Source organism: Paraburkholderia sp. JPY465 (assembly GCF_050436725.1).
GTDB classification, from domain to species: Bacteria; Pseudomonadota; Gammaproteobacteria; order Burkholderiales; family Burkholderiaceae; genus Paraburkholderia; species Paraburkholderia youngii.
Map to the genome: position 1 here is coordinate 427,122 of NZ_JBNDMT010000002.1, position 24,242 is coordinate 451,363.

The 24,242-nt window shown below is 64.4% G+C and carries 25 protein-coding genes; 10 read left to right on the forward strand and 15 right to left on the reverse strand.

Annotated elements, in window-relative coordinates:
• Positions 1-134: 134 nt before the first annotated feature.
• Positions 135-878 carry a GntR family transcriptional regulator gene (locus QFZ94_RS04060; protein ID WP_429455670.1) on the reverse strand — a complete coding sequence of 248 codons (744 nt, stop codon included), beginning with the start codon at positions 876-878 and terminating at the stop codon, positions 135-137.
• Between the two features lie 204 nt (positions 879-1,082).
• Between QFZ94_RS04060 and QFZ94_RS04065 the strand changes: the two genes are divergently transcribed.
• The 3 genes from QFZ94_RS04065 to QFZ94_RS04075 all read left to right on the forward strand — a co-directional run bounded on the left by QFZ94_RS04065 (position 1,083) and on the right by QFZ94_RS04075 (position 4,328).
• Positions 1,083-2,324, forward strand: a complete 1,242-nt coding sequence (locus QFZ94_RS04065; RefSeq protein WP_368581919.1) for a cyanate transporter — start codon at positions 1,083-1,085, stop codon at positions 2,322-2,324.
• 269 nt (positions 2,325-2,593) lie between these two features.
• Entirely contained in the window at positions 2,594-3,169 is a 576-nt protein-coding gene (locus QFZ94_RS04070) for an ANTAR domain-containing response regulator (protein WP_368581918.1), read from the forward strand.
• Between the two features lie 7 nt (positions 3,170-3,176).
• On the forward strand, positions 3,177-4,328 hold the full coding sequence (locus QFZ94_RS04075; protein WP_368581917.1) for a CmpA/NrtA family ABC transporter substrate-binding protein: 1,152 nt from the start codon (positions 3,177-3,179) through the stop codon (positions 4,326-4,328).
• An 88-nt stretch (positions 4,329-4,416) separates the two neighbouring features.
• Here the strand turns inward: QFZ94_RS04075 and rhaS are convergent, their stop codons facing one another.
• The 6 genes from rhaS to rhaM all read right to left on the reverse strand — a co-directional run bounded on the left by rhaS (position 4,417) and on the right by rhaM (position 10,374).
• Positions 4,417-5,427 carry a rhamnose ABC transporter substrate-binding protein gene (gene rhaS / locus QFZ94_RS04080; RefSeq protein WP_429455671.1) on the reverse strand — a complete coding sequence of 337 codons (1,011 nt, stop codon included), beginning with the start codon at positions 5,425-5,427 and terminating at the stop codon, positions 4,417-4,419.
• 79 nt (positions 5,428-5,506) lie between these two features.
• Positions 5,507-6,532, reverse strand: coding sequence for an ABC transporter permease (locus QFZ94_RS04085; protein ID WP_429455672.1), 1,026 nt, complete (start codon positions 6,530-6,532; stop codon positions 5,507-5,509).
• Positions 6,525-7,580 carry an ABC transporter permease gene (locus tag QFZ94_RS04090; protein WP_429455673.1) on the reverse strand — a complete coding sequence of 352 codons (1,056 nt, stop codon included), beginning with the start codon at positions 7,578-7,580 and terminating at the stop codon, positions 6,525-6,527. Before QFZ94_RS04090 ends, QFZ94_RS04085 begins: the two co-directional genes overlap by 8 nt.
• A complete protein-coding gene (locus QFZ94_RS04095; RefSeq protein WP_429455674.1) occupies positions 7,577-9,106 on the reverse strand; it encodes a sugar ABC transporter ATP-binding protein in 1,530 nt (509 codons plus the stop codon). The genes QFZ94_RS04090 and QFZ94_RS04095 overlap by 4 nt, the downstream gene beginning before the upstream one ends.
• Before the next feature lie 48 nt (positions 9,107-9,154).
• A complete protein-coding gene (locus QFZ94_RS04100) occupies positions 9,155-10,048 on the reverse strand; it encodes an amidohydrolase family protein (RefSeq protein ID WP_429455675.1) in 894 nt (297 codons plus the stop codon).
• An 8-nt stretch (positions 10,049-10,056) separates the two neighbouring features.
• Complete coding sequence (gene rhaM, locus QFZ94_RS04105; protein WP_176106219.1) at positions 10,057-10,374, reverse strand: L-rhamnose mutarotase; 318 nt, start codon at positions 10,372-10,374, stop codon at positions 10,057-10,059.
• 122 nt (positions 10,375-10,496) lie between these two features.
• Between rhaM and QFZ94_RS04110 the strand changes: the two genes are divergently transcribed.
• Positions 10,497-11,492 (forward strand): LysR family transcriptional regulator, encoded by a 996-nt coding sequence (locus tag QFZ94_RS04110; protein WP_429455676.1) that lies wholly within the window; start codon positions 10,497-10,499, stop codon positions 11,490-11,492.
• A 19-nt stretch (positions 11,493-11,511) separates the two neighbouring features.
• Here the strand turns inward: QFZ94_RS04110 and QFZ94_RS04115 are convergent, their stop codons facing one another.
• The 5 genes from QFZ94_RS04115 to QFZ94_RS04135 all read right to left on the reverse strand — a co-directional run bounded on the left by QFZ94_RS04115 (position 11,512) and on the right by QFZ94_RS04135 (position 15,519).
• Positions 11,512-12,294, reverse strand: coding sequence for an SDR family NAD(P)-dependent oxidoreductase (locus QFZ94_RS04115; protein ID WP_429455677.1), 783 nt, complete (start codon positions 12,292-12,294; stop codon positions 11,512-11,514).
• A 57-nt stretch (positions 12,295-12,351) separates the two neighbouring features.
• On the reverse strand, positions 12,352-13,530 hold the full coding sequence (gene rhmD / locus QFZ94_RS04120) for an L-rhamnonate dehydratase (RefSeq protein WP_429455678.1): 1,179 nt from the start codon (positions 13,528-13,530) through the stop codon (positions 12,352-12,354).
• 80 nt (positions 13,531-13,610) lie between these two features.
• Positions 13,611-14,363, reverse strand: a complete 753-nt coding sequence (locus QFZ94_RS04125; protein ID WP_429455679.1) for an SDR family NAD(P)-dependent oxidoreductase — start codon at positions 14,361-14,363, stop codon at positions 13,611-13,613.
• Positions 14,364-14,525: 162 nt separating this feature from the next.
• Positions 14,526-14,759: a hypothetical protein gene (locus QFZ94_RS04130; protein ID WP_018434370.1), complete on the reverse strand. Its 234-nt coding sequence runs from the start codon at positions 14,757-14,759 to the stop codon at positions 14,526-14,528.
• 145 nt (positions 14,760-14,904) lie between these two features.
• Positions 14,905-15,519: a copper-binding protein gene (locus tag QFZ94_RS04135; RefSeq protein ID WP_410848307.1), complete on the reverse strand. Its 615-nt coding sequence runs from the start codon at positions 15,517-15,519 to the stop codon at positions 14,905-14,907.
• A gap of 786 nt (positions 15,520-16,305) precedes the next feature.
• Between QFZ94_RS04135 and QFZ94_RS04140 the strand changes: the two genes are divergently transcribed.
• Positions 16,306-16,584 carry a hypothetical protein gene (locus QFZ94_RS04140; RefSeq protein WP_410848498.1) on the forward strand — a complete coding sequence of 93 codons (279 nt, stop codon included), beginning with the start codon at positions 16,306-16,308 and terminating at the stop codon, positions 16,582-16,584.
• Positions 16,585-16,712: 128 nt separating this feature from the next.
• Here the strand turns inward: QFZ94_RS04140 and QFZ94_RS04145 are convergent, their stop codons facing one another.
• Positions 16,713-17,021, reverse strand: a complete 309-nt coding sequence (locus QFZ94_RS04145) for a hypothetical protein (RefSeq protein ID WP_368581905.1) — start codon at positions 17,019-17,021, stop codon at positions 16,713-16,715.
• A gap of 789 nt (positions 17,022-17,810) precedes the next feature.
• On the opposite strand from QFZ94_RS04145, the gene QFZ94_RS04150 reads away from it, so the two are divergent.
• Positions 17,811-18,149 carry an H-NS family nucleoid-associated regulatory protein gene (locus QFZ94_RS04150; RefSeq protein ID WP_368581904.1) on the forward strand — a complete coding sequence of 113 codons (339 nt, stop codon included), beginning with the start codon at positions 17,811-17,813 and terminating at the stop codon, positions 18,147-18,149.
• Here the strand turns inward: QFZ94_RS04150 and QFZ94_RS04155 are convergent.
• Positions 18,146-18,784 carry an arsenate reductase ArsC gene (locus QFZ94_RS04155; RefSeq protein WP_368581903.1) on the reverse strand — a complete coding sequence of 213 codons (639 nt, stop codon included), beginning with the start codon at positions 18,782-18,784 and terminating at the stop codon, positions 18,146-18,148. The two genes, QFZ94_RS04150 and QFZ94_RS04155, sit on opposite strands and share 4 nt — an antisense overlap.
• Positions 18,785-19,162: 378 nt before the next feature.
• On the reverse strand, positions 19,163-19,876 hold the full coding sequence (locus QFZ94_RS04160) for a J domain-containing protein (RefSeq protein ID WP_429455680.1): 714 nt from the start codon (positions 19,874-19,876) through the stop codon (positions 19,163-19,165).
• 498 nt (positions 19,877-20,374) lie between these two features.
• Here QFZ94_RS04160 and QFZ94_RS04165 point away from each other — a divergent pair, with 498 nt between their 5' ends.
• The 4 genes from QFZ94_RS04165 (at position 20,375) to QFZ94_RS04180 (ending at position 24,152) form a co-directional block, all read left to right on the forward strand.
• Positions 20,375-21,076: an NADPH-dependent FMN reductase gene (locus tag QFZ94_RS04165; protein ID WP_429455681.1), complete on the forward strand. Its 702-nt coding sequence runs from the start codon at positions 20,375-20,377 to the stop codon at positions 21,074-21,076.
• Between the two features lie 323 nt (positions 21,077-21,399).
• Positions 21,400-21,615, forward strand: coding sequence for a transcriptional regulator (locus tag QFZ94_RS04170; RefSeq protein ID WP_176106231.1), 216 nt, complete (start codon positions 21,400-21,402; stop codon positions 21,613-21,615).
• Between the two features lie 191 nt (positions 21,616-21,806).
• Positions 21,807-23,261 (forward strand): indoleacetamide hydrolase, encoded by a 1,455-nt coding sequence (gene iaaH / locus QFZ94_RS04175; RefSeq protein WP_429455682.1) that lies wholly within the window; start codon positions 21,807-21,809, stop codon positions 23,259-23,261.
• A 102-nt stretch (positions 23,262-23,363) separates the two neighbouring features.
• Complete coding sequence (locus QFZ94_RS04180) at positions 23,364-24,152, forward strand: CDP-diacylglycerol diphosphatase (protein ID WP_429455683.1); 789 nt, start codon at positions 23,364-23,366, stop codon at positions 24,150-24,152.
• Positions 24,153-24,242 lie beyond the last annotated feature (90 nt).

The following is a 24,242-nucleotide window of genomic DNA, read 5'->3' on the forward strand; positions in this document are numbered from 1 at the left end:
AGAGTCAGCGCGAGGCCCTACAGACTCGCGTTATACCTTCCGACTCCGCGTCCTGCCTGAACGAACGCGCGGCGTCTTGACTGAAATCTGGCGGCGCGCCGCTTCGGCGACCACGCACGTCGCAGCGCGTCTCGCTACACTCCGAACACCGCCCCCAAATCCTCCCCATCCGCGCTTTTGCGCACCTGCTCGACCACCCGCTCCTCCAGCTCCGACAGATGCTCGCGCATCGCCGTCAACGCGGTTTGCAGGTCGCCGGCATCGAGCGCGTCGATGATCCGCGCGTGCTCATCGGCGGAACAGCTCGAACCTTTCGACGGGTCGAACAGCGCCTTGTACAGCTCCGTCTTCGCGACCAGTTGCCCGACCAGTCCAAGCAACTCGGTGCCGCCCGCCAGCTCCGTCAGCAGTACGTGAAACTGGCCGGCCAGGCGCACGGATTCATCGATGGCGCCCGCGCGCAGCGCCTTTTCCTCGCTACGCACATGCGCGCGCAAGCGCCGCTTATGCGCGCCGCTCAGCGCCCCGCACAGCGATGCGACGATGCCCGCCTCGACGATCTGCCGCGCCCGATACACCTGACGAATGTCCTCCTCCGACGGCGACGGCACGAACGCGCCGCGATTCGCTTCGAGCACGAGCTTGCCTTCGAAGCCTAGCCGCGCCAGCACTTTGCGCAGCGCGCCGCGCGTGCAGCCGAACGCGGCCGCGAGATCGCGCTCGACCAGTTGCGCACCGGGCCGCAAACGCCCCTGCAGCAGGGCCGAGGTAATCGACGCGTAAATGCGCTCTTCGACGCTCGGCGAGGCGTCGCCGCTCGCGGGGGGTTCGGTCGGAGCGGATTCTGCGGAGGAAGAACGCGAGGAACGCGTAGCCATGATTTCAGTGACCGTAGACGGTGGAAAACAAGAACGGAACAACGCCGCAGCATTCTAGCGATGCCCCGCGCACGACGCCAATCTGCCGGGCTACGCCGCTGCTTATACCGGTCATTCGGGAAAATGGTTAACCATTTTAAGTTACTATGGTTGACCAAAACGCAGACTGCAACGTTTTCCCGCAGTCCGGCTCTCAGGCTCGCCATGAATTCGCCCACCAGCGCTACTCCTCACAGTACCTCCGCAAGCCGCGCCCGCTCCGCGCTCACATGGCACGACCTCGCGTGGCTCGGCGCGATCGTCGTGATCGGCATCAATTTGCGTCCGCTGCTGACCTCGATCAGCCCGTTGATGACCACGATTCGCGGCGCGACCGGCCTGAGCTTCTACGGCGCGTCATTGCTGACCAGCCTGCCGGTCGTCGCGATGGGCGTCGGCGCATTCGGCGCAGCGGCGTTGACGCGCAGCGTCGGCGAAACGCGCGGAGTCGCGCTCGGCCTCGCCGCGATCGCGCTTGCGTGCGCCGCGCGCTGGATTGCGTCGAGCGGCTTCACGCTGCTTTCTACGGCCCTGCTCGCAGGCGCTGGCGTGGCCGCGATTCAGGCGTTGCTGCCCGCCGTCATCAAGCAGCGTTTCCACGCCCGCGTGCCGCTCGCGATGGGCGTGTTCTCCGCGTCGATCATGGGCGGAGGCGGCCTCGGCGCGAGTCTGGGTCCGTGGGTCAGCCGCGCAATGCAGACGTGGCACGCGGGGCTCGCGGTGTGGGCGCTGCCGGCCTGTGGCGCGCTCGCGTGCTGGTGGCTGTTGACGCGGCGGCATGCGCTGGCCCCCGCCACGCTGCGCACCTCTGCCGTGCCCGCGTCGGCGTTCTCGCCGTGGACCACGCGGCGCGCGTGGACGCTCGGCCTGTACTTCGGCATCGTCAATGGCGGTTATACGAGTCTGGTCGCGTGGCTGCCGGCGTTCTATCAGCAGCGCGGCACGGGCGTCGCAGCGAGCGGCTCGCTGCTCGCTGCGATGACGGTCTTCCAGGCCACGTCGGCATTGCTGCTGCCGCTGGCCGCCGCGTCGTTCCGCGATCGCCGCCCGTGGCTGATGCTCGGGCTATCGGCACAACTGGCCGGCGTGCTCGGCCTGATCGCACTGCCCGACGCCGCGCCGCTGCTGTGGGTCGGTATCGCGGGCGCGGGGCTCGGCGGCGTGTTTTCGCTGACGCTCGTGACCGCGATGGATCATTCGAGCGATCATCGCGTGGCCGGCCAGCTGGTCGCGTTCACGCAGGGCGTCGGCTTCATCGTCGCGGCCGTCACGCCGCTCGTGGCCGGGATCGTGCGCGGCTGGAGCGGCGGGTTCGCCGCCGCGTGGATCATGCTCGCCGGCTGCATCGCCGCAATGATGGCGGTGACCTTGCTGTTTTCGCCACGCAGTTATTCGCGCTGGCTTTGAGGCTTCGAGCCTTCGACCGCTTTGTATGCGATGCGCCGCTTCGGTGCATCGGGCGTCCGCTGTCCTGCGTGCCCCGTGCCGGTGCAGCGCGATCGAGATAGCCGCACATCTCGTTCGCGGACGATTCGCGGCGATCGTCACAAAAATCCCGATTTGCCCGCGCCATTTGCGCGCGCGCACGCTGCTCACACACGTCGCCAATCCCCATCGCGCGATGACTGGCATATCCATTGCTTTACCGGTAGTCAGATGTCCCTTCCCCTGACTCCATGCTGCGCGTTCTTCTTGTCACCGACACCGACAAACCCATCGGCGATCTGCGCGACGCGCTCGCCTGTCTCGGCTGCGAAATGCTCGCCGGCACCGCGACGCCGCAGGCGCTGCATCGCGCGGTGCAGGACGAGCGGCCCGACGTGATCATCATCGATACGGAGTCGCCGTCGCGCGATACGCTCGAACAGCTCGCCGTGATGCACGCGACCGCGCCGCGCCCCGTGCTGATGTTCAGCCACGACGCGAACCAGCAACTGATCCGCGAAGCGGTCAACGCGGGCGTCACCGCGTACCTGGTCGAAGGCCTCGCGACCGAGCGGCTCGCGCCGATCCTCGAAGTCGCGCTCGCGCGTTTCGCGCAGGAGTCGCAATTGCGCGAACGGCTCGCGCAGGCCGAAAACGAACTGGCTGAGCGCAAGCTGATCGATCGCGCGAAACGCCTGCTGATGGATCAGCAGAAACTCACCGAACCGGCCGCCTACGCGAGTCTGCGCAAACGCGCGATGAACCAGGGCGTCAAACTCGCCGAGGTCGCGCGCGAGGTCGTCGCGTCGGCCGCCTCGCTCAAATGATGCGCTCATGAATCCAGCCACTTCCGTCACCGCGGCGGCCTTTGCAGAGCCGCCTGAAAAGACCCACCTGCGGCTCGGCTTCGTCGCGTTGTCCGACGCGGCCCCGCTGATCGCCGCGAAGCTGCTCGAGTTCGGCCATGCGCATGGACTCACGCTCGAACTGTGCCGCCAGCCGTCGTGGGCCGCCGTGCGCGACAAACTGCTGTCGGGCGATCTCGATGCCGCGCACGCGCTTTACGGGCTCGTGTATGGCGTGCAGCTCGGCCTCGGCGGACCGCGCACCGACATGGCCGTGCTGATGGTGCTGAACCGCAACGGCCAGGCGATCACGCTGTCGAACCGGCTCGCCGATGCGCTCGCGAAGCACGGGACTTTGCGTGAGGCGCTCGCGACGCTCGGCCGCAAGCCGGTGTTCGCGCACACCTTCCCGACCGGCACGCACGCGATGTGGCTGTACTACTGGCTCGCGGCGCAAGGGGTCGATCCGTTGCGCGACATCGACAGCGTCGCGATTCCGCCGCCGCAGATGGTCGCGGCGCTCGCCGAAGACCGGCTCGACGGCCTGTGTGTCGGCGAGCCGTGGAATGCGATGGCCGAGGCGCATGGCGTCGGCACAACGATCGCTTATACGAGCGAGGTGTGGCCCGAGCATCCGGAGAAAGTGCTCGCCTGCCGCCGCGATTTCGTCGACGCGCATCCGCGCACGACACGCGCGCTCGTGCAGACCGTGCTCGAAGCGTGCCGCTGGCTCGACGGCGCCGGGCACCGCGACGAAATTGCGCGCTGGCTCGCGCGGTCCGATTACATCGGTATCGACGAATCGCTGATCGCAGCGCGGCTTGGCGACCGGGTCGACACGGCGTACCCGCGCCGCCTGCCGATGCGCTTCTTCGACGACGGCGCGGTCAACTATCCGCATCCAATCGAAGGTGCGTGGTTCCTTACGCAGTTCGAGCGCTGGGGGATCATCGACGCACGCAACGATCACGAAGCGATCGCCGCGCGCATCAACCAGACGCAGCTGTATCGCGAGGCCGCCGCGCGGGTGAACGTGCGGGTGCCTGGCGAGGATGTGACACGGGTATTGATCGATGGTGAGGTGTGGGGAAGCGGATCATCGCCCGCCGCGTATGGACAGCGTTTCGCGATCCGCCGCTGAGCAGACCGCACGCGAACGCTCGTACTGATGCGCTAACTGCCCACGCGCCGCCGACGGCGGTCGAGTGGACAGTCGGCGCCGCCGAAGCTCAGAAGTTGTACTTGTCGATATTGCTCGCATCGAACGTGGTTGGCGGCCCGAGAATGATCTCGCCTTGCGCGCCGATCGTGCGCTTGCCTAGCTTGCCCGCGTCGAACGATTCGCCCTCCTTACCCGAAATCTTGCCCGACGCGAGCGACGCCGCCGCGTACGCGGCCAGATAGCCGAGCTCGCTCGGGTCCCACAACTGGAACGCGGTCACGGTGCCGTTCTTCACGAACGCGCGCATCTGGTTCGGCGTGCCGAGGCCCGTCACCGCCACCTTGCCCTTGCTCGACGACGACGAGATGTAGCGCGCCGCCGCCGCGATACCGACCGTCGTCGGCGCGACGACCGCCTTCAGGTTCGGATAGGCCTGCAGCAGGCCCTGGGTTTCGACGAAGGACTTCTGATCGTCGTCGTTGCCGTACGCGATCTTGACGAGCTTGATCTTCGAGTACTCCGGTTTCTTCAATTCCTCCTGCATCCACTTGATCCACGTGTTCTGGTTGGTCGCGTTCGGCGTCGCGGACAGGATCGCGAACTCGCCCTCGCCGCCCATCAGCTTCGCGACCAGTTGCACCTGGCCGCGGCCGATGCCCTCAGCGTTCGCCTGATTGACGAACAGCTGGCGGCCTTCGGGCGCGGTATCGGAGTCGAACGTGACGACCTTGATGCCCTGGCCCATCGCTTTCTTCAGGTACGGCACGACCGCGTTCGCATCGTTCGCGGCAATCACGATCGCGTCCTGGCGCTGCGTGATCAGCGTGTTGATATACGACACCTGCGACGATGCTCCGGCATCCGACGGCCCCACCGCCTTGCCCACGCCGCCGAACTCCTTGATCGCGGAGAGGCCGCCGTCGTCGGCGATCACTTCATAAGGGTTGTTGATCTGCTTCGGCACGAACGCGATCTTCAGGCCGCTTTTCAGGTCCGCGGCGAATGCGCCGCCGCAGCTGATCGCGAGCAGCGCGGCGCATAGCGCAGCCATGCCGGTGTGACGTAGAGGTTTGAACATGAAGTGTCTCCTGCGTTGTTGTTGGACAGAGAGGGGGCCGGGTTATCGGTCCTTGGGAGCTTCGTAAGAACGGTGACGATCAGGATGAAGAAGACGCCGCTGCGGACTTCGCGATGAAACGCCGGTCGCGCGCCGCACGCCAGCGCGCGACGAGGTTCGGAATCAGCACCGACGCGAGCAGCAGCACGCCGGTCACGATGGTCAGCGTTTCGCTCGATACGTCGTCGAGCGTCAACGCGTTTTTCAGCACGCCGATGATCAGCAGCGACAGCAGCACGCCGACCATCGAGCCGCGTCCGCCGAAAATGCTGACGCCGCCGAACAGCACCGCCGCGATCACCGATAGCTCGAAGCCCTCGCCGTTATCGCCGCGCGCACTGGTGAAGCGCAGCGTATAAGCGATGCCCGCGAGCGCGCTGACGAGACCCGACATCACGAACAGGCGCAAGCGGATCTTCGCGACTTCGATGCCAGAGAACGCGGCGGCGGTCGGATTCGCGCCGATCGCGTAGAGGCTGCGGCCGAACGCGGTGGCTTGCAGCAGCACGGTGAACAGCACGGCCGCGACGATCACGATCACGAACGGCAACGGGACGAAGGTGGGCCCAAGCGTGTTCATGCCGAACGCCGTATACGCGGCCGGAAAATCCGCGACCGCCTGATCGCCGAGCAGCACATACGCGAGACCGCGAAACAGCGCGAGCGTACCGATCGTAACCGCGAGCGACGGCAGGTTCAGCTTGACGATCACGAGGCCGTTCAGCAGACCGGCCAACGCGCCGGCGATCAGAACCAGCACGATCACGACCGGCATCGGCAGACCCATGTGCCACAGCACGCCCATCAGCGCGCTCGATGCGCCCAGCACCGACGCGACCGACAGATCGATTTCGGCCGCGACGATGATCAGCGTCATCGGCAGCGCCATCAGCGCGATCTCGGTCAGATCGGCGAACACGTTGCTCAGGTTCGCGCCGGTCAGAAACACCGGCGACAACCAGCGCCCCAACCCCAGCGACACGATCAGCACGATCACCAGCAACACTTCCCATTGCAGCGGCGTTTCGCGTTTGCGCGTCAGCAGCGCGGAATCGGGTTTAGCCATGATCGCGTTTCCTCATCATGCGTTTGGCGACGGAGCGGGCCAGCAGCGTATCGGCGGCGATCGCGGCGACGATCAGCGCGCCCTGGATCGCCTGCTCCCAGAACGGCGACACGTGCAGCACGACCAGCGCGATGCTGATCACGCCGAGCACGAGCGCACCGAGCGTCGCGCCGAGGATCGTGCCGACGCCGCCCGTAATCGCGACGCTGCCGACCACCGCCGCCGCGACGACCTGCAACTCGATGCCCTTCGCGGTGCTCGCATCGACGGTGCCGAAGCGCGCGAGCCACAACGCGCCCGCGAAGCCCGCGATCGCGCCGGACAACAGGAAGCCCGACATCACGCGACGCTCGACGTTGACGCCCGCGAGCCGCGCGGCCTCCGGATTTGAGCCGATCGCATAGTGCTCTCGACCGGCGCGAAACTGCTTCAGATATACCGACAGCCCGGCAAGCACGACGATCGCGATCAGCGCGAGCGTCGGGATACCGAGCAGCGTGCCGGTCGCGAGCCGCGAGTACGCGTCGGGCAGACTGGTCGCGTTGATCTGGCCGCCGTGCACCCATGCGTAATCGGCGCCGCGAAAGATGTACAGCGTCGACAGCGTCGCGACCAGCGAAGGCACGCGCCCCACCGCGACCAGCAGCGCGTTGATGCCGCCCGCGACGAGCCCGATCGCGAGTCCCGCGGCCAGCGCGACGAGCACCGGCATATGCGGGAACGCAACATACAAACTCCCCACCGCATACGCGCTGACACCCACCGTCGAGCCGACCGACAGATCGACATGCCGCATCAGGATCACGACGGTCATGCCCGCCGTCAGCAGACTGATGATCGACACGTTCAGCAGCACGTCGCGCAGATTCTGCATGTTCAGGAACTGCGGCTTCGCAAGCCCGGTCCCCGCGATCAGCAGGATCAGCACGACGAACAACGTGGTTTCGCGGCTCTTTGCGATGCTCGCGACAAGACCGCCCGACGAAGCGGCCGAACGTTTCGGCAGCGATTGCTGGACCGGCGCGGGATGGGTCGAATGGCGCATCATGCTGCACGTCCCAATGGTGAGAGTCCCTGACCGAGCGCGGCGCCCATGATGCGCTCCTCGTTCGCGTCGGCGCGCGCGACCTCCGCGCTGATGCGGCCTTCGTGCATCACGAGGACCCGATCGGCCATGCCGAGCACCTCGGGCAGCTCGCTCGAAATCATCAGCACGGCCATGCCGTCGCGTACGAGTTCGGCGAGCGCGCTATACACCTCGGCCTTGGCGCCGACGTCGATGCCGCGTGTCGGTTCGTCGATGATCAGCACTTTCGGGCCGGTCGCGAGCCATTTGCCGAGCACGACCTTCTGCTGGTTGCCGCCCGACAGCGTGCCGACCGGCGCATTGGGGTCGCCGGCTTTCAGGCGCAGCCGCGTGCCCCACTTGTTCGCGAGCTGCGTTTCGCTGCGCGTCGAAATGAGGCCATGCCGCACGAGCCGGCCGAGCACCGTCATCGACGCATTGCGCGCGATGCTCAGTTCCAGCGCCAAGCCTTGCTGGCGACGATCCTCCGGCACCAGCGCGAGCCCGGCGCGCACCGCGGCCGCGGGCTTGCCGGTGTCGAGCCGCTTGCCGGACAGCCACACTTCGCCCGCATCGAGCGGATCGATACCAAAGATCGCGCGCGCGACCTCACTGCGCCCCGCGCCGACCAGACCCGCGAGCGCGACGATCTCGCCCGCGCGCACATCGAACGAGACGTCCTTGAACACGCCGATGCGCGTCAAGCCGCGCACCGACAGACGCACTTCACCAGGCGTGCAATCGGCCTTCGGATAGAACGTTTCCAGATCGCGGCCGACCATCTTTGCGACGATCGCGTCGGTGTTCAGATCGGCGGTCAGTGCATCGAACACCTTCGCGCCGTCGCGCATGATCGTCACGCGCTGCGTCAGTGTGAACACTTCGTCGAGCCGGTGTGTGATGAACAGAATCGCGACGTCGCGTTCGCGCAGCTTGCGCACGATCGCGAACAGCCGCTCGACTTCGGGCAGCGACAACGCGGCCGTCGGTTCATCCATGATCAGCACGCTCGCGTTCAGCGACAACGCCTTGGCGATTTCGATCACCTGCTGATCCGCGATCGACAGACCGCGCACCGGTTGATCCGCGCGCAGTTCGACGCCGAGCGAGGCAAGCAGTCCGTCCACTTCGCGATGCATCGCGTCGTACTGGATGCGGCCGAAGCGGTCGACCGGCTGGCGGCCCATGAAGATGTTCTCCGCGATCGACAGATCGAAGAACAGCGTCGGCTCCTGATAGATGACCGCGAGTCCGGCGTCGCGCGCTTCGGCGGGTGTCGCGAAGCGGCGCGCCTCGCCGTTCACCAGCAATTCGCCGGCATCGGGCTGATGCACGCCGGCGAGAATTTTCACGACTGTCGATTTGCCCGCGCCGTTCTCACCGAGCAGCGCATGCACCTCGCCGGGCCACAGCACGAGGTCGCCGTCGGACAGCGCGCGCACCCGCCCGAAGGATTTGCTCGCGTGCCGCAATTCGAGTCGCGGCACCACGGATGGGGATGGCTGCACTGCGTGTCTCCTTTTTTGCGGCTGTGTTCTGCTCGACGCGGCGGCGCGTCAAATCCGGTAATACCGTTCCGCGTTACGCCGAAACAGCGCGTCTTTCTCAGCCTCGCTCGCATCGGCGACGATTGCCGCATACGCGCGCCACAAATCCGTATACGAACCGAACAGCCGGTCGACCGGAAAGTTCGACGCGAACATCGCGCGTTCGACGCCGAACGTATCGATCGTTTCGAGCACATACGGGCGCAGGCTTTCGACGGTCCAGTGATGATCGAACATCGCGAGCCCGCTGATCTTCACCGCGATGTTCGGACAGGCCGCGAGCACGCGCATGCCGTCGCGCCACGCGCGATAACCGGCCACGCTATTGCGATCGACGAACATGCCCGCATGATTGACGATCAATAGCGTGTCCGCATGCGCACGCGCTAGCGCGGCCGCCTGTTCCATCTGCGACGGATAAATTTGCAGGTCGAACGACAGGTCGAACCGGCGCAGCAATGCGAAATGCTCGCGCCACTGCGGCTCGCGCATATAGTGACGGCCGACGTAATCGAACAGCTTGTTGTCGTGCACGTTGAGGATCTGCCGGATGCCGCGCGTATTGGCGAACGACGCATGCGCTTCGAGCAACGCCGGTGCGTTCTGCGCGGACAGGTCCACGGCGGCGACGATCGCATTCGGCATGCCGCGCGACGCGCCGCGATCCGCGATCGATTGCAACCAGCGCGTTTCTTCGACGGGATCGGCCGGATCGTGATTCGCTTCGACGTGCACGAGCTTCAGCACGTCGATGTCGCCCGCTTCGCCGAGCAGATCGTCGAGCAAATAGTCATGCTTCAGCTCCCGCGCATCGCCGACGAACGACACGCCCGGGTTCTCCAGCCATGGATAGCGATGCGTTTTCAGATCCCACAGATGGATATGCGAATCGACAACCTGCATGCGGCACCTCAATGACTGAGATGAAAGACCGGTTCGAGCGTCTGCGACAGCGGCGTGTGATCGGGCGCGGTCTGCATGATGTCGGCCATGTAATCCCACCATTTGCGCATCACGTCGAGTTGCGGCAACTGATCCATCGTGTGATCGCTCGTGCGCGACAGCACCGCGAAAAGATGATGCGTGTCGGGGTCGAAGAAAATCCGGTAGTCGCGCACGCCGGCGTTGTGCAATGCGTCAACGAGCTCGGGCCAGATCTCCGTATGACGCCGTTCGTACTCTTCGCGCATGCCGGGGTTCAGCACCATTCGGAAAGCGATCGTCTCCATTGCGGCCTGTCTCCTGTCGACTTCTTCGAACGACTATAATTCCTGCATCGATAGCCTCTCAATCCGTTGTTGGGATTGGGCGATCCACAAACCGAATCGCACGGGCACCTCTACTGGCAACCATGAGCCAACATTCAGCCGCCGTCGCACTCGTCAACCGTCTGAAGTTCAAGCATCTCGCCCTGCTCGTCGCGCTCGACGACACCCGCAACCTGCACCAGGCCGCCGAGGCCGTCAACGTTGCGCAACCGAGCGCGAGCCGCATGCTCGGCGATATCGAGGAAGCGTTCGGCTTTCTGCTGTTCGAACGCAACGCCCGCGGCATGACGCCGACGCCGCTCGGCGTCGTCACGCTCGCTTACGCGCGCCGCGCGCTTGCCGAACTCACACGCTTCGCCGAAGACCTCGACGTCAAACGCCGTGGCGGCCACGGCCAACTGACCGTCGGCGCGATCATGGGCGCCGCGCCCGATCTGCTGGCAATGTCGGTCGCCACGCTGAAGACCGAAAGCCCGCTGCTCAACGTGCGCATCCTCGGAGAAACGAGCGACCAGGTCGTGCAATTGCTGCATCGCCGCGAGGTCGATCTCGCGCTGGGGCGCCTGACCAATCCCTTGCAGCACAACGACTTCAGTTTCGAGCCGCTCGCACGTGAAACGCTGCTGCTCGTCGTGCGCGCCGTGCATCCGCTCGCGTTGCGCCCGCGCATCACGTTGCGCGAACTGGTCGCGTGGCCGTGGGTGGCGCAGCCGATCACGAGTCCGGCGCGCGTGCTGTTCGAGGAAGAACTCGCGCGCGCGGGGCTCGCCACGCCGGTCAATCTGACCGAATGCGCGTCGATCTTCGCGACGCTGCAATTGCTCGAAAACTACGATGCGGTCGCGATGCTGCCGGAGTCGGTCGTGCGCGATCATGTGCGCGGCGGGCTGCTCGTCGCGCTGCCGCTGGAAATCGGCAAGAGTCTCGCGGGTTTCGGCATTCTGACGCGCAAGGAAGAGCCGCTCGCCGAGCCGGCGCTGCGCTTGATCGAGCTGCTGCGCGGCTTCTCGCGCAACCTTGCGCGCGACAATCCTGCCATCGCACCTGGCGCGCTGACTACGCCCGCCACGGTCAATTGACGCCCGCATTTCGCGTCGCTTATTGCAGGTTCACGAACAGGCCGCCGTCGACGAGCAGCGCGGCGCCCGTCACATAGCGCGCGCGGTCCGACGCGAGAAACACGACGCAATCGGCGACGTCGTCGGGATGCCCGAGGCGGCCGAGCGGAATGCGCTTCTCGAAGTAGGCCTTCTTCGCTTCATCGGCGAGATCTTCCGCGTTCAGATCGGTTGCGATCGTGCCCGGCATCACCGAGTTGCAGCGGATGCCGTACGGCCCCAACGCAATCGCGCACGACTGCATCAGCGAATGCACGCCGGCCTTGGTCGGCGTGTAATGCGTCTGCATGCCGCCGCCCACCAGCGCGCTGATTGAACTCGTCGCGACGATCGCGCCGCCGGTGCCCTGCTTTTTCATTTGCTGCGCGGCCGCTTGCGTGACGAAGAACGCGCCGTTCAGATTGACCGCAACCGTCGATTCGAGCACGTCGGCCGGCATGTCGAGAAACGCGTGGAACGGACAGATGCCGGCATTGCTCGCGAGCACGTCGACCTTGCCGAACGCGTCGACCGTACGGCGCACCAGCTCCTGACCGGTATCGCGCGCGGCGACGTTGCCTTCCACCGCGATCACGCGCCGCCCCAACGCCTGGATTTCGCCGACCACTTCCTCGACCGCCGAGCGGCGGCCATACGATGCGTCGTTGTCACCCCAGTAGTTGATCGCCACGTCCGCGCCTTGGCGGGCGCAGGCCACCGCGATCGCGCGTCCGATGCCGCGCGAGCCGCCGGTGACGATCACGACTTTGTCCTTGAGCAGCACCTTAGTCTCCTTTGCCAGGGTTCGCCGTTCGGCACGCGTTCAAAGCGTTCAAATCGTTCAATGCTGGTAAGGCCGCACCAGCGCGCATTCCGGATTGAGCCGCACGCCGAAGCCCGGCGTGTCCGGCACCTTCATGCGCCCGTTCACCGGCACCGGCTCGTCGAGCAGCAGCGGGTTGAACATCGGCACGACTTCGTCGGCTTTCGGCGCCATCATCAGAAACTCGGAGAACGGCGAGTTATGGCGCGTGACGACGAAGTGATAGCTGTACACCGACGAACCGTGCGGCACCACCATCACATTGTGCGCATCGGCGAGCGCGGAAATCTTGATCAGCTCGGTGATGCCGCCGCACCAGCCGACGTCGGGCTGGATCAAATCGCAGCACTGCATCTCCAGCAGCATCCGGAAGCCCCAGCGCGTCGCCTCGTGCTCGCCTGTCGACACCATCATGCCGCGTGGCACGTTGCGGCGCAGTTCGGCGTAACCCCAGTAATCGTCGGGAGGAAGACATTCTTCGAGCCATTTGAGGCCGTATTCGTGCGCGCCTTGCGCGAGCCGCGTCGCATAGCGCACGTCGAGACTCATCCAGCAGTCGTACATCAGCCAGAAGTCGTCGCCGACACGCGAACGCATGTGGGCGAGCTTCTCGAGGTTCTGCCTGAGTCCGTCTTCGCCTTCCGCGGGACCGTGCTGCAAAGGCAGCTTGCCGCCGATGAAGCCCATCTCCTTCGCGAGATCGGGCCGCGCGCCAGTCGCATAGAACACCAGCTCGTCGCGCACCGGGCCGCCCAATAGTTGATATACGGGCTCCTTGCGAACCTTCGCGAGCAGATCCCACAGCGCGAGATCGACGCCGGAAATCGTATTGAGGACGACGCCCTTGCGCCCGTAGTACAGCGTCGCGAAGTACATCTGATCCCACATCTTCTCGATGTCGGTCACGAGCTGCCCTTCGAGAAAACGCGCGAGATGCTTTTCGACGATGAACGCGCCGATCTCGCCGCCGGTCGTCACCGCGAAGCCCACGGTACCGTCGCTCGCCTCGATCTCGACGACCAGCGTGCCGAGCACATTGATGCCGAATGACTGGCGGCTCTGGCGGTACTCGGGATAACGCGCCATCGGCGTCGCGATGTGATCGTCGATCCAGTGCCCGCCGGCCTGGTCGTGATAGTCCGCGCCGCCGCCGCGAACGATGAAGGCACGCACGTGCCGGATGGTAGGCATGGCCATGAAAGGGCTCCGTGAGAGAGAGGCGTCGAAGCGGCTCGACAACGCGCGTTCGACGCGTGAGCAATGCTCGAGCAGCGCGATTAATAAGTGGCGCGGCCGCCGGAAAGATCGAACACCGAGCCGGTGCTGAACGCGCAGTCTTCGGAAGACAGCCACAGGATCAGCGACGCCGCTTCTTCCGGCAGCAGGAAACGGTTCATCGGGATCTTCGACAGCATGTAGTCGATGTGCTGCTGCGACATGGAATCGAAGATCTCGGTCTTGGCCGCGGCCGGCGTGACCGCATTGACGAGGATGTTTCTGGTTGCGAGTTCCTTGCCGAGCGACTTGGTGAGCCCGATCAAGCCCGCCTTCGACGCGCTGTAGTGCGAAGCATTCGGATTGCCTTCCTTGCCCGCCACCGACGCGATATTGACGATGCGGCCATAGCCCTGCTTCAGCATCTGCGGCACGACCGCGCGGCAGGTCAGGTACGGGCCGATCAGATTCACGTCGATCACGCGGCGCCACGTGTCCGGCTCGAGCTCCCACGTCGTGCCGTTGCCGCCGGTGATGCCCGCGCAGTTGATCAGCACGTCGATCGAGCGGTGCTCGGCGAGCGTTTGCGCGGTGGCCTGCTGGACCGCGGCTTCGTCGGTCAGCTCGACCGTGACGGCGCTGACCTTGCCGAGCTCGCTCAGCTCGCGCTGGCTGCGCGCGAGGCGTTCGCTATCGACGTCCCACAACGCCACCGACGCGCCCGACTTCAACGCCCGCTGCGCGACCGCGTAGCCGATACCGCGCGCGCCGCCGGTGATGACGACCGCGCGCCCCTCCAGATCGATCCGATTCATTGCTGTGCTCCTGTGGGCCGCCGTGTGGCGTGCCGTCGAGTTGTTGTATATCGCTGCAGTCAATATACGGGCGGTGCGATGCACCAACAATTCGACTATCGAAGTGGGCGATAGCAAAAGTGAATCGGCGGCGGGATCGAGCGCTAATGGGAAGCGAAGATGCTAGTCATCGGCAGCGACGAAAAGCATCGACACATACAGAATGGTCGACACGACGATGATGCCGACGCCGACCAGCACCTTGGTCCGGTCGAAGTTGATGCCGCCGATGATCGCTATGCCGATGCCGAACACCGACGACAACGTGCCGACCGCCGCGAGGCCCACGTGGATCTTGCTGCGGACCAGCCTTTTGCGCTCCGATTCGGCAGTGGTTTCCGTTTCGCTCTGTTCCATTCCCCGCTCCTTCGCGCGCGACGCGATGATCTTGTGAAACCTGAGCTGCGATGGCCGGCGCGCGACGGCGAACCCCCGGTTGCGGTTCGACGCCGCACGCCTCGATACGCTTCAGCGTAGTTTATTTAAGCCTTCCCGAGCGCCGTTATTTGACGTCCGCGCCATTGCGCGACACCGCCGCCGCGATGGCCGACACGAACACCGCGCGCACCGAATCGCCAACCTTCAGTTTTTCGAGCGGAATGTCCGGCGCCACGTCGAGCGTTTCGGTGCGCGACGGCCCGCGCAGCGTGATCGTGCGCTTCTTGCGATCGATCTTGCGCACCGTCGCCACGACTTCGACGCGGCGCGCCGATGCAACCACACCGTTGGCCGCGGGCTGCGTGACTTCGGTATCGATGCGCTGGCGAATTCCGCTCGGCGCGAGTTTGTCGACGCCGACGAGCAGCGCGTTTTTGTACGCAATCGTCACGATGTCGCCGATATGCAGCTTGCTGACGTCGGCGGCTTGCGGATTCACGTCGAAGGTTTCGTCGCCGCCGTGTGGGCCGCGCAGCGTCACGCTGTTCGTCGCAGGATCGATCGCGACGACGCGCGCCTGAACGTGCAGCAGCGCGGCAGCGCCGATTGCCCGCTGTTCCGGCGCGGACGCCGCGTTGTCCTGCGCGAACGCCGAACCCGCCGGCGCGACCAAAACCGCGAACGCAACCGTGATCGCCTTCACTCGCATGAGCCTGGAGCCCGTTGTATTGCAAGCCATGAAATGCTCCTTTTGATTGCGTCGTTGTTACGGCAAATGTTTTGTCGCAGATCGCGTACTATGCGCAGCAGCGGCAACTGCGGTCGCTTCGAATAAAAAGGAAAACGGACTATTAATCGCTTTTAGCAGACGGGTACGCATTTTTGAAACCGGTAACGGTTCTTTTCTGATGCGCCGATTTGTCTCGCAGAACTGATCGTGAAGAGCGCGTGGCAGCGGGTGAGTGCGCGCAAGGAGCGGCGCGGCTTTGCGCACGCGTTCCCGGAGCGTCAGCGGAGGGGTTGAGAGCTAGCCATAACATATACCTCGCAAGGAGATGGACTACCGGGTGACCCAATGTAAGCGGGTCCGGAAATTGCCGTACGTTATGACTATTTCAAACTGTCTCGGGGATGCTAGCAAACGGGTAAAGGAATGGCAAGACAAAGGATCGCGCATCGCTATTGCGGATTAATCTGGCTTGCTGTGTCAAAACTTTTATGACGAGTGGCGATTCATTTGCGATAAAAATATGATGCTCGTCGTTTCGACTGTGGACGAATTAGCAATCAGCGAACGACTCAGCATAAACCCTTAATGGATGATACTGACGCTATTGCGCATCACTTCGCGACGAATACAAAAAATTGTCGTCAATCATTGGAATACTGCCCACACGGCCGGATTGATCGAGCGAATTTTGCCATCGAGATCACAGCCATCTGGCATCGCAGGCACAGCGTTTGCTGCAGCTCGCGTCGGCGTTTAACGCACAAACATTGGAATTATCGAAAGGACACCACACACATGGTCACGACTCGCCCCTGCACCGCCGCCTGCGTCATCGACGGCCGTCTCGTCACGCTCACTTTCTATCCGGACAACGGCGTATTGCGTATTGCCGATCCGACCGGCGTCTGTCTAAGGGAAACGCGCTGGCATGGGTCCTGGCGCGCACTGCTGGAAGTGTTCCGCGGTTACTACGATCCGGCGGAAAACAACGATACGGTACGCGGCGTCGACGATATCGTCGCGCGCCTCGGCGAGCGCAGCGCTGATGTTTCGCGGGAACTGGCATTCTCGTGAAATGGCATGCGCTTGCGGTCAAGCGCATGCACCGCCGCGGCGGCGCGCGACGCCTGCCCTTTGCCTGGAAACCCAGAGTCATTCGGGCGCGCCTCGTTAGGCGCGCCCTGCTGCCGCTCACCGATCGGTCATTGACCGAAATAGGTTTTGCACTCCGTGCTGAACGAGCAGGACTGGCTGTGTCGGCCACCGGCTTGTGACTCGCCCGCCGGAACACCGCCATACGACGCGTTGCGCACGCCCTGCTCGCGCGGGTCCCAACTGCGACCGTAGGACATATCGGTCGTCGCCTGCGCCGATTCGTTCGCATTGAACTGCATCATCGCGCGACCTGACATGCCGGGGTCCGCCTGGCCGCTCAGTTCCTCCGCGGTGGCTGTTCTCGGTACCAGAAACAGGACGGCGGTCGCGGCAATCATCAATATACGTGCTCTCATTTCCGGACTCCTCGATCCGGCGCAGCAGTGTTCGTCCTCCACAAGAATTGATCCGCGAACAGCCAGCCTGCCCAATGGGGCCGAGGAACGGGTCGATGCCAATGCGCTACTGCTGCGACGGGTCACCGAACTAAACAGATGAAGAATTACCGCGCTTGCAACCGATGCCTCGACGCGTTCCTGGAGCGTCGGCGGAATCGGCGGACATAAGGCGGTTGTAAGTCTGCGTTGCGCAGCTTTTCGTCTTTCTTTTATAGGTCGCGCCCCCCGGAATTCAATCCAGGAGCTTCCAGCAGAGTGGCCGATTGTCCACACCGTTCGATAAACCGCATTCACTGACAAATTCAATGTGAACTAAGCGTGCTTTGCTCGCGCATTGCGTTATGATGTTGCTACAAAGCACAAAAAGCGAACCCGCACATCGACGAAAGTCCGGTGAAAGACGGACAGCGTGGAGTGACTCCATCCATTCGCAATCATTGCATCGAGACTCAGAGTTTTTCATAGCGAACGTCAGGCTTACCGGCCTCGTTCGCCGCGCTGCGACATGCTGAAATATTTGCTGATTGGGGCTCTCAGTTTGAGGGTCGGTTGTTCCAGCGGCCGTCTTTGTCCGAGGCCGTATTGCAAATTCGGGAGCAACGTTTTTTAACCCGGCACATGGCATTTCCGTCAATCGACAACTCCACCGCGGGGCGGCCCCACTCAGTCGGGCTCGACGCTTCGCAGCTTTTTCCCCGCAATCTGTCTTCGACAGTACGCTGCACGTTTTAGAAGGACAAATATCCTATGGACGAACGGAAGCGAGATAGCATGATTGCGTATCTCCGCCATCGCATGGAAGAGTTTGGTATCAGGCCAGAAGACCTTGCCGCGGCGCTGGCTAACGAATCATTGGCCAAAAACGCTGAGCGCTATCGCAATGCGACCGGAGACAGCTGGGATGGCAATGGCGAAATGCCGCAATGGTTGAAGCAGGCCATTAGTGCCGGCCAGAGCATTGAGCATTTTGAATTGGCCGCCAAACCGGCGCCCGCACCCCAACCGAAAGCCCAACCGAAAAAACAGGTGGACTGGTCGAATGACCCGTTCGCCGGAACGCGGCTCGCGCGCCCGAATAGTCGCTAGGTGCAGGCCGCCGCGCTCGAAGGCGCGGACACCATGGCTGCGGATTCGAAACGAACCGCCGTGCCACGCACCGGTTTTGTGCCACCGCCTGGCATATTCGCGGTATTCGCGGCATTCACCGTATTCCCCGCATTGATGGCATTCGCCGCATCGACGATATTCGCGTGATTCGCGCGATTCGAGGCAGGCTGCGCATATTGCGGCAACTCGATAAACGCGCTGACCTGACGCACGATCTGCCAGAAGGTCTTGTCGAAAAGACGGGCCTGCTCGTCAGCGGACCCGTGGCCGCCCGCGAGCGGATCGGCAATGGTCCAATAGACGAATGCCGGCGCGCCGGGAAATACCGGCGCATGCAGCCCGCCGACGAATTCGTCGAGCGCGATCACGATATCCATGCGCGGCGCCCATTCGCCGGTGAATTCCAGCCAGCTTTTAGGGCTCAGCACCGCGCGCCCCGAAATGCCGGGCTGCAATTGCGCGACCGCGAGTGGATGAAGGCGCGCGGCCGGTTCAGGGCCCGCGCTGAACGCCTCGAACCGGTGCCCCGCCAGTTCGCGAAGTAAAGCTTCTGCAATGATGCTGCGGATCGAATTATCGCGGCAGAGAAACAGCACCTTATATTTTCTGGACACGCTTACCCCGTACCGATGTTTTTTTATTTAACCTCTGGGCGGAATTGTGCCGCTCCAGTCTTGCGCCCCCGTGACACTACGGCGTTTTTTTTATTTGCGCCACGGGATTCACGCCAGCTATCTCGAGTCCGGGGCACAGAGCACAACTTTGCGAATGGGCAGTGTACCAGTGTCCTGCCCCCAGTTTCAGCACCCTTTTTCAATATTTGTCAGATCAGGCGACGCTGCCGCCGGTGCGGCGATCCGGCGCGATCGGCGCGATCGGCGTGGCCGGGTCGTGATCGCAGCGCGCGGACCTGCGCGTAGGGGTATACGCGGTACGCGGGAAGCGTCGCCTCGAATGAGATTGCCGCAGGCAACCCGGATCGTCGCGACGCGTCAGAATTTCAGGCTGTTGAGGAACTGGAACCACAGGCTGCCGAGCGCACCGGCCGGATGGATGTCGCTGGCGGTCTCATCGCGCTTCGCGTGGTTCGCGCGTTTGACATGCGGTGTGTCGTGAAGGGCGGCTTCTGAAGCCGTGCTGGTTTCGTGCGCGGTTTTCGCCGGTTCGGCCTCGGCCGCCTCAGCTTGCGCCGCTGCCGCGCCCTTCGCCGCCTTACCCGCGCGCTGGGCATTTTGCGCGGCGTCCGCCTCGTCGCGGCGCGCCGCCTGCAACGCCGCGACGCTGTCGGCGATCTGCGCGGCGCGCTGTGGTTCGCATTGCCGGCCAAGCAGCACGCCGAACAGCACGTCGCGATTGTGGCCCTGGTCGGCGAAGCGGATCGCGATCGACACCATCTCCGCATACGCGGCTTCGTCGGCCGCTCGCGCCGCCGCCTCACGCTTCGCCTGCGCGCGTTGCCGACGCGTGTGCTGCGCCTCCCACTCGCGCATCTGTTCGGCGTAGACCGTGTCGTAGACCTTGCGCTGCTCGGCATCGGACAGGATCGCGTATGCGTCCTTGATTTCCTGGAACGCCGCGCGCGCCACGTCCTCGGCACCGTGATTACGATCCGGATGCCACTTCATCGCGGCTTTCCGGTAGGCCCGCTTGATTTCGTCGTCGGTGGCGTGCGCGGGCACGCCGAGCGTGTCATACAGGGTTGCCATGCTGGGCTCGATCTCGCGGAAAATCACTGCGGGCATCGTAGCATGCAAAAAGCGGCGTCATCGTGAAGCGGCTACCACGCAGGCGCATGCAACCGGCATTGCCGCCATGGCGCAACGTCCGCCAGCGACCCACGAAAAAAAGGCCCCACCACTTGCGTAGCGAGGCCGAGTCCCATGTCTAACGCGATCTATGGAGGAGACGAGTCCATCTTAGGGTCTTGCCCGCACCCGCCCAACCAACGATTCGCCATATGCTTATCGCCCGCTTGCTCACGTGCATCGCAGATGCGACTCGGCGCGTTGTGGCCGCATGGTTATATCGTTAGAACAAAAAGTCGCTTAGCGGCGCGGCGCTCGCTCATTAAGATGACACTTCAAAGTCCGGTTCACTCCGGTCGGTCCGTTCACGGCCGTGCACATGCGTTGCTGACGCTGCATGAGTCCCGCATCGACCGCGCCGTCAACCGCAGCGTGAACCGCAATCGAAGGAGCATTTCGTTGAGCAGATCCGATCACTCCCGCCCGCCGCTCATCATCGGTATTGGCGGTACGACGCGCGCGGCCTCGTCGACCGAGCGCGCGCTGGCCTTCGCGTTGCGCGGCGCCGAAGCCGCCGGTGCGCAAACCCGCCTGTTCGGCGGCACTTTTCTGCATAGCCTGCCGCACTACGCGCCGGAACAGCCGGCCCGCACCGACGAACAGCTCGAGTTGCTCGACGCGGTGCGTCGCGCGGACGCGGTGATCATCGCGACACCGGGCTATCACGGCGGCGTATCCGGGCTCGTGAAAAATGCGCTCGACACGCTCGAGGAATTGCGCGCCGACGAGCGCCCGTATCTGGATGGCCGCGCGGTGGGCTGCATCGTCACCGCCTACGGCTGGCAGGCGGCGGGCTCCGTGCTGACGTCGCTGCGCTCGATCGTGCATGCGCTGCGTGGCTGGCCGACGCCGTTCGGTGCCGGCATCAACACGCTGGAGACGCGTTTCGATAGCGTCGACAGCTGCTCCGATCCGAAAGTCATCGAGCAACTCGCGACCGTCGGCCAGCAAGCCGCGCAGTTCGCGCTCGCGTTCAATGCACAGCGTGCGCACGGCGCACCCGCCACGTCGAGCCATTCGACCGCGAGCCGGACCTCCGCACAAAACACCACCTCGATCGCCGCGGACGGCCGTTCCGCGCGCGTCCTGCACGCGGTCTGAAATACTCCCCCGGCACCCGTGACGCCGCCGCAATTGCGCGTGGCGTCACGCTTTGCGTCGAGCGACCGTGCGCCACATAACAGACATCGCGACCCCGCTCGAATAGAGTCCCGAACACAGCGACTTCGATCCAATCCGGGCTTCTGATTACCACTCCCGCGCCGCGCTGATTTGCTTCCGACGAAAGATTGGTTCACCCGCTGCGCAGCGCGCCCTACGCTTGACCCTGCCCGCCGCTTCACCCACCTTCGGCAACGACGGGGCCGCGCCGCACGCATTGGTATTCCGCACGACACCCGCGGACACACAGACAAGTCAGGATCATGAACTCACACATCCGCTACAAGGGCTACGAGGTCGAAGCGGCAACGCAACTGCTCCCCAACGGATTATTCGCCGCCAATCTGACGATCGAGCAGCGCGACGAGAATACGCGTAAAGCTTATTCGTTCGACGCGCTCGACTACTTCTTCGACGAAGAGCATGCGCTCGCCTATGCGTCGGACTGGGGGCGCATGTGGATCGATAATCACCGGTAAGCGCATCGATATCGATGAAAGCGAGCGCGACGCGCGTTGTGCATCGCCCGGCATCGGCTTTCAGGCGGATGTGCCAGAATAGCTGAACACTTGCGTTCGCTGTCTGCCCGCGTGACCTGTCCGCTACTTCGACGGATGCAGTCGAACCTCGCGCCGCCCGCGACGCATCCATCGATACGGAGACGCCGGTAATGACATGGACCGTCGATGCACAACTCGCGCTCAGCGCGGCACAAGCGGTCGAGGCGCTGCAAGCGGGTCGGCTCAAAGCCGCCGACTACGTCGCCACCCTGCTCGCGCGCGCCGCCGCCCTCACGCAGTTGAACGCGCTCACCACGCTCGACTTCCACGGCGCGCTCGCCGCCGCGCAGCGCATCGACGCATTGACGCCAGCGGAGCGGGCGCGACTGCCGCTTTGCGGCCTGGCCATAGTCGTCAAAGACAACATCAACACCGCGGGCCTGCCGACGACGGCCGGCACGCCCGCGCTCGCCGGCTTCGTGCCGAACACCAATGCACCATCGGTGCAACGACTCGTCGACGCGGGTGCGATCGTGCTCGGCAAGGCCAATATGCACGAGCTTGCGTTCGGCATCACGAGTACCAACCTGTCCGCGCACGCGGGGCCGGTGCGCAACCCGTACGATCCGTCGCTGATGCCGGGCGGCTCGTCGGGCGGCACCGCGGTGTCGATCGCCGCACGCATCGCGCCCGCCGGGCTCGGCACCGACACCGGCGGCTCGACCCGCATCCCGGCCGCGCTGACCGGCACCGCGGGCTTTCGTCCATCGGTCGGCAATGGCGGCGCCGAGCGGCGCTATCACGACCCCAACGCGGTCGTGCCGATCAGCCATACGCGCGACACCGTGGGCCCGATGGCGCGCAGCGTCGCCGATCTGGCGCTGCTCGACGGCGTGATCACCGGCGACGGCGCGTTGCCTGCGATTGCGCTCGACGGCTTGCGCATCGGCTTGCCCGCGCCGCTGTGGGACGCTCTCGAGCGACAGGTCGAAGACGTCGCGCGCGCCGCGCTGCAAAAGCTCGAAGCGGCCGGTGTCACCTTCGTGCCGGTCGCGATGACCGAGTTGGAGCATCTGAACGGCATGGTCGGCGGTCCGCTCGCCATTCACGAAGCGCGCGACGACGTGCTCGCGTGGCTCGTCGCGAATCAGGCGCCGGTGCAGACCGTCGCCGATCTGGCCGTGCGCATCGCGAGCCCGGACGTGCGCGCGATTTACGACGACGTGCTCGCCGACGTGCTCGGCTCGCACTATTCGGCAGCGCTCAACTACTGGCGGCCGCGGCTGCAGAACTACGTCGCCGCGACGTTCGCGAATGCCGGTCTCGATGCGTTGCTGTTTCCGACGACGCGGCTCGTCGCGGTGCCGATCGACGATCTGAACGGTTCGTCGACTGTCACGATCGATGGCGGTCCGCCGATCGATACGATGGAAGCGTTCCTGCGTAATACCGATCCGGCCAGCACATCCGGCATTCCGGGGCTGTCGCTGCCGGCGGGTATCAGCGCGAGCGGGCTGCCGGTCGGCCTCGAACTCGATGGACCGCTCGGCTCGGACAGGCGGCTGCTGGCCATCGGTGTCGCAATTGAACAGGTACTGGGAGAGTTGCCGGCGCCGGTGCTGTGAAGCCCGAGTTTCACGTCGGCGCCATCCGGTTTGTGCTCTAATGCCTGCGCATTGCAGCCCGCATTGCGGCGCTTTCCCTGCCCGAACCCCACCCAAGCGACGATGACGGACCTCGCCACCGCCCTCTCATCTCGCGGCCTCGCGCGCCGCATCGTTCACTTGACCGCCGTGCTCGCGGCCGCTCTCGCCGCCAGCGCCTGCGCGCGCCTCGATACGGTCGATTCCAACGCGCTGTGGAAGATCGTCGACATTCGCTGCGTGCCTTCGCAGCTGGCCACCGGCACGCCGGGGCAATGCACGGTCGTCGATCTCGACAAGCGCTATGTCATCCTGAAGGACATTCTCGGCCGCTCGCAGTTTCTGCTGATGCCGACCGATCGCATCACCGGCATCGAAAGTCCGCTGATCCTCGCGGCCGATGCGAAGGACTACTGGAGCGACGCGTGGGTTTCGCGCCATTACGTTCAGCAAGCGGTCAAACGCGAATTGCCCGACGATCAGCTCGGCCTCGAAATCAACTCCGAATATCGTCGCTCGCAGAACCAGCTGCATATCCACATCGATTGCATGCGGCGTGAAGTCAGCGCCGCGCTCGCCAGTCACGCTCACGACGCGCCCGGCGAATGGCGCTGGGCGACGCTCGATGGCAAGCGCTACAGGATCATGCGCGTGAGCTCGCTAAGCGGCGCCGACGCCCCGTTCAGGATCGTCGCGCGCGACAATCCCGATCCGGCGACGATGGCCACGCAAACCATCCTGGTCACCGGCGCGGGACCGTCCGCGGCTTGGGATGGCTGGCTGATCGTCAACAGCGGTATCGACATCGATGGCGGCAGCGGCACGGCCGAAGGGCTGCTCGATCACGCCTGCCGCGTGGCGGACGATCATTGAACGCTTACCGGATACGCACTATCCGCGCCCGCTTTTCCACGATTGCGTGGATGCATTGCTCAATAAAATGGTTCGGGCGCACAGCGTCGC

Coding starts and splice junctions, on each gene's coding strand:
- QFZ94_RS04060 (WP_429455670.1), bottom strand. CDS start 878: ATGGCTACGCGTTCCTCGCGTTCTTCCTCCGCAGAATCCGCTCCGACC.
- QFZ94_RS04065 (WP_368581919.1), top strand. CDS start 1,083: ATGAATTCGCCCACCAGCGCTACTCCTCACAGTACCTCCGCAAGCCGC.
- QFZ94_RS04070 (WP_368581918.1), top strand. CDS start 2,594: ATGCTGCGCGTTCTTCTTGTCACCGACACCGACAAACCCATCGGCGAT.
- QFZ94_RS04075 (WP_368581917.1), top strand. CDS start 3,177: ATGAATCCAGCCACTTCCGTCACCGCGGCGGCCTTTGCAGAGCCGCCT.
- rhaS (WP_429455671.1), bottom strand. CDS start 5,427: ATGTTCAAACCTCTACGTCACACCGGCATGGCTGCGCTATGCGCCGCG.
- QFZ94_RS04085 (WP_429455672.1), bottom strand. CDS start 6,532: ATGGCTAAACCCGATTCCGCGCTGCTGACGCGCAAACGCGAAACGCCG.
- QFZ94_RS04090 (WP_429455673.1), bottom strand. CDS start 7,580: ATGATGCGCCATTCGACCCATCCCGCGCCGGTCCAGCAATCGCTGCCG.
- QFZ94_RS04100 (WP_429455675.1), bottom strand. CDS start 10,048: ATGCAGGTTGTCGATTCGCATATCCATCTGTGGGATCTGAAAACGCAT.
- rhaM (WP_176106219.1), bottom strand. CDS start 10,374: ATGGAGACGATCGCTTTCCGAATGGTGCTGAACCCCGGCATGCGCGAA.
- QFZ94_RS04110 (WP_429455676.1), top strand. CDS start 10,497: ATGAGCCAACATTCAGCCGCCGTCGCACTCGTCAACCGTCTGAAGTTC.
- rhmD (WP_429455678.1), bottom strand. CDS start 13,530: ATGGCCATGCCTACCATCCGGCACGTGCGTGCCTTCATCGTTCGCGGC.
- QFZ94_RS04125 (WP_429455679.1), bottom strand. CDS start 14,363: ATGAATCGGATCGATCTGGAGGGGCGCGCGGTCGTCATCACCGGCGGC.
- QFZ94_RS04130 (WP_018434370.1), bottom strand. CDS start 14,759: ATGGAACAGAGCGAAACGGAAACCACTGCCGAATCGGAGCGCAAAAGG.
- QFZ94_RS04135 (WP_410848307.1), bottom strand. CDS start 15,519: ATGGCTTGCAATACAACGGGCTCCAGGCTCATGCGAGTGAAGGCGATC.
- QFZ94_RS04140 (WP_410848498.1), top strand. CDS start 16,306: ATGGTCACGACTCGCCCCTGCACCGCCGCCTGCGTCATCGACGGCCGT.
- QFZ94_RS04145 (WP_368581905.1), bottom strand. CDS start 17,021: ATGAGAGCACGTATATTGATGATTGCCGCGACCGCCGTCCTGTTTCTG.
- QFZ94_RS04150 (WP_368581904.1), top strand. CDS start 17,811: ATGGACGAACGGAAGCGAGATAGCATGATTGCGTATCTCCGCCATCGC.
- QFZ94_RS04160 (WP_429455680.1), bottom strand. CDS start 19,876: ATGGCAACCCTGTATGACACGCTCGGCGTGCCCGCGCACGCCACCGAC.
- QFZ94_RS04170 (WP_176106231.1), top strand. CDS start 21,400: ATGAACTCACACATCCGCTACAAGGGCTACGAGGTCGAAGCGGCAACG.
- iaaH (WP_429455682.1), top strand. CDS start 21,807: ATGACATGGACCGTCGATGCACAACTCGCGCTCAGCGCGGCACAAGCG.
- QFZ94_RS04180 (WP_429455683.1), top strand. CDS start 23,364: ATGACGGACCTCGCCACCGCCCTCTCATCTCGCGGCCTCGCGCGCCGC.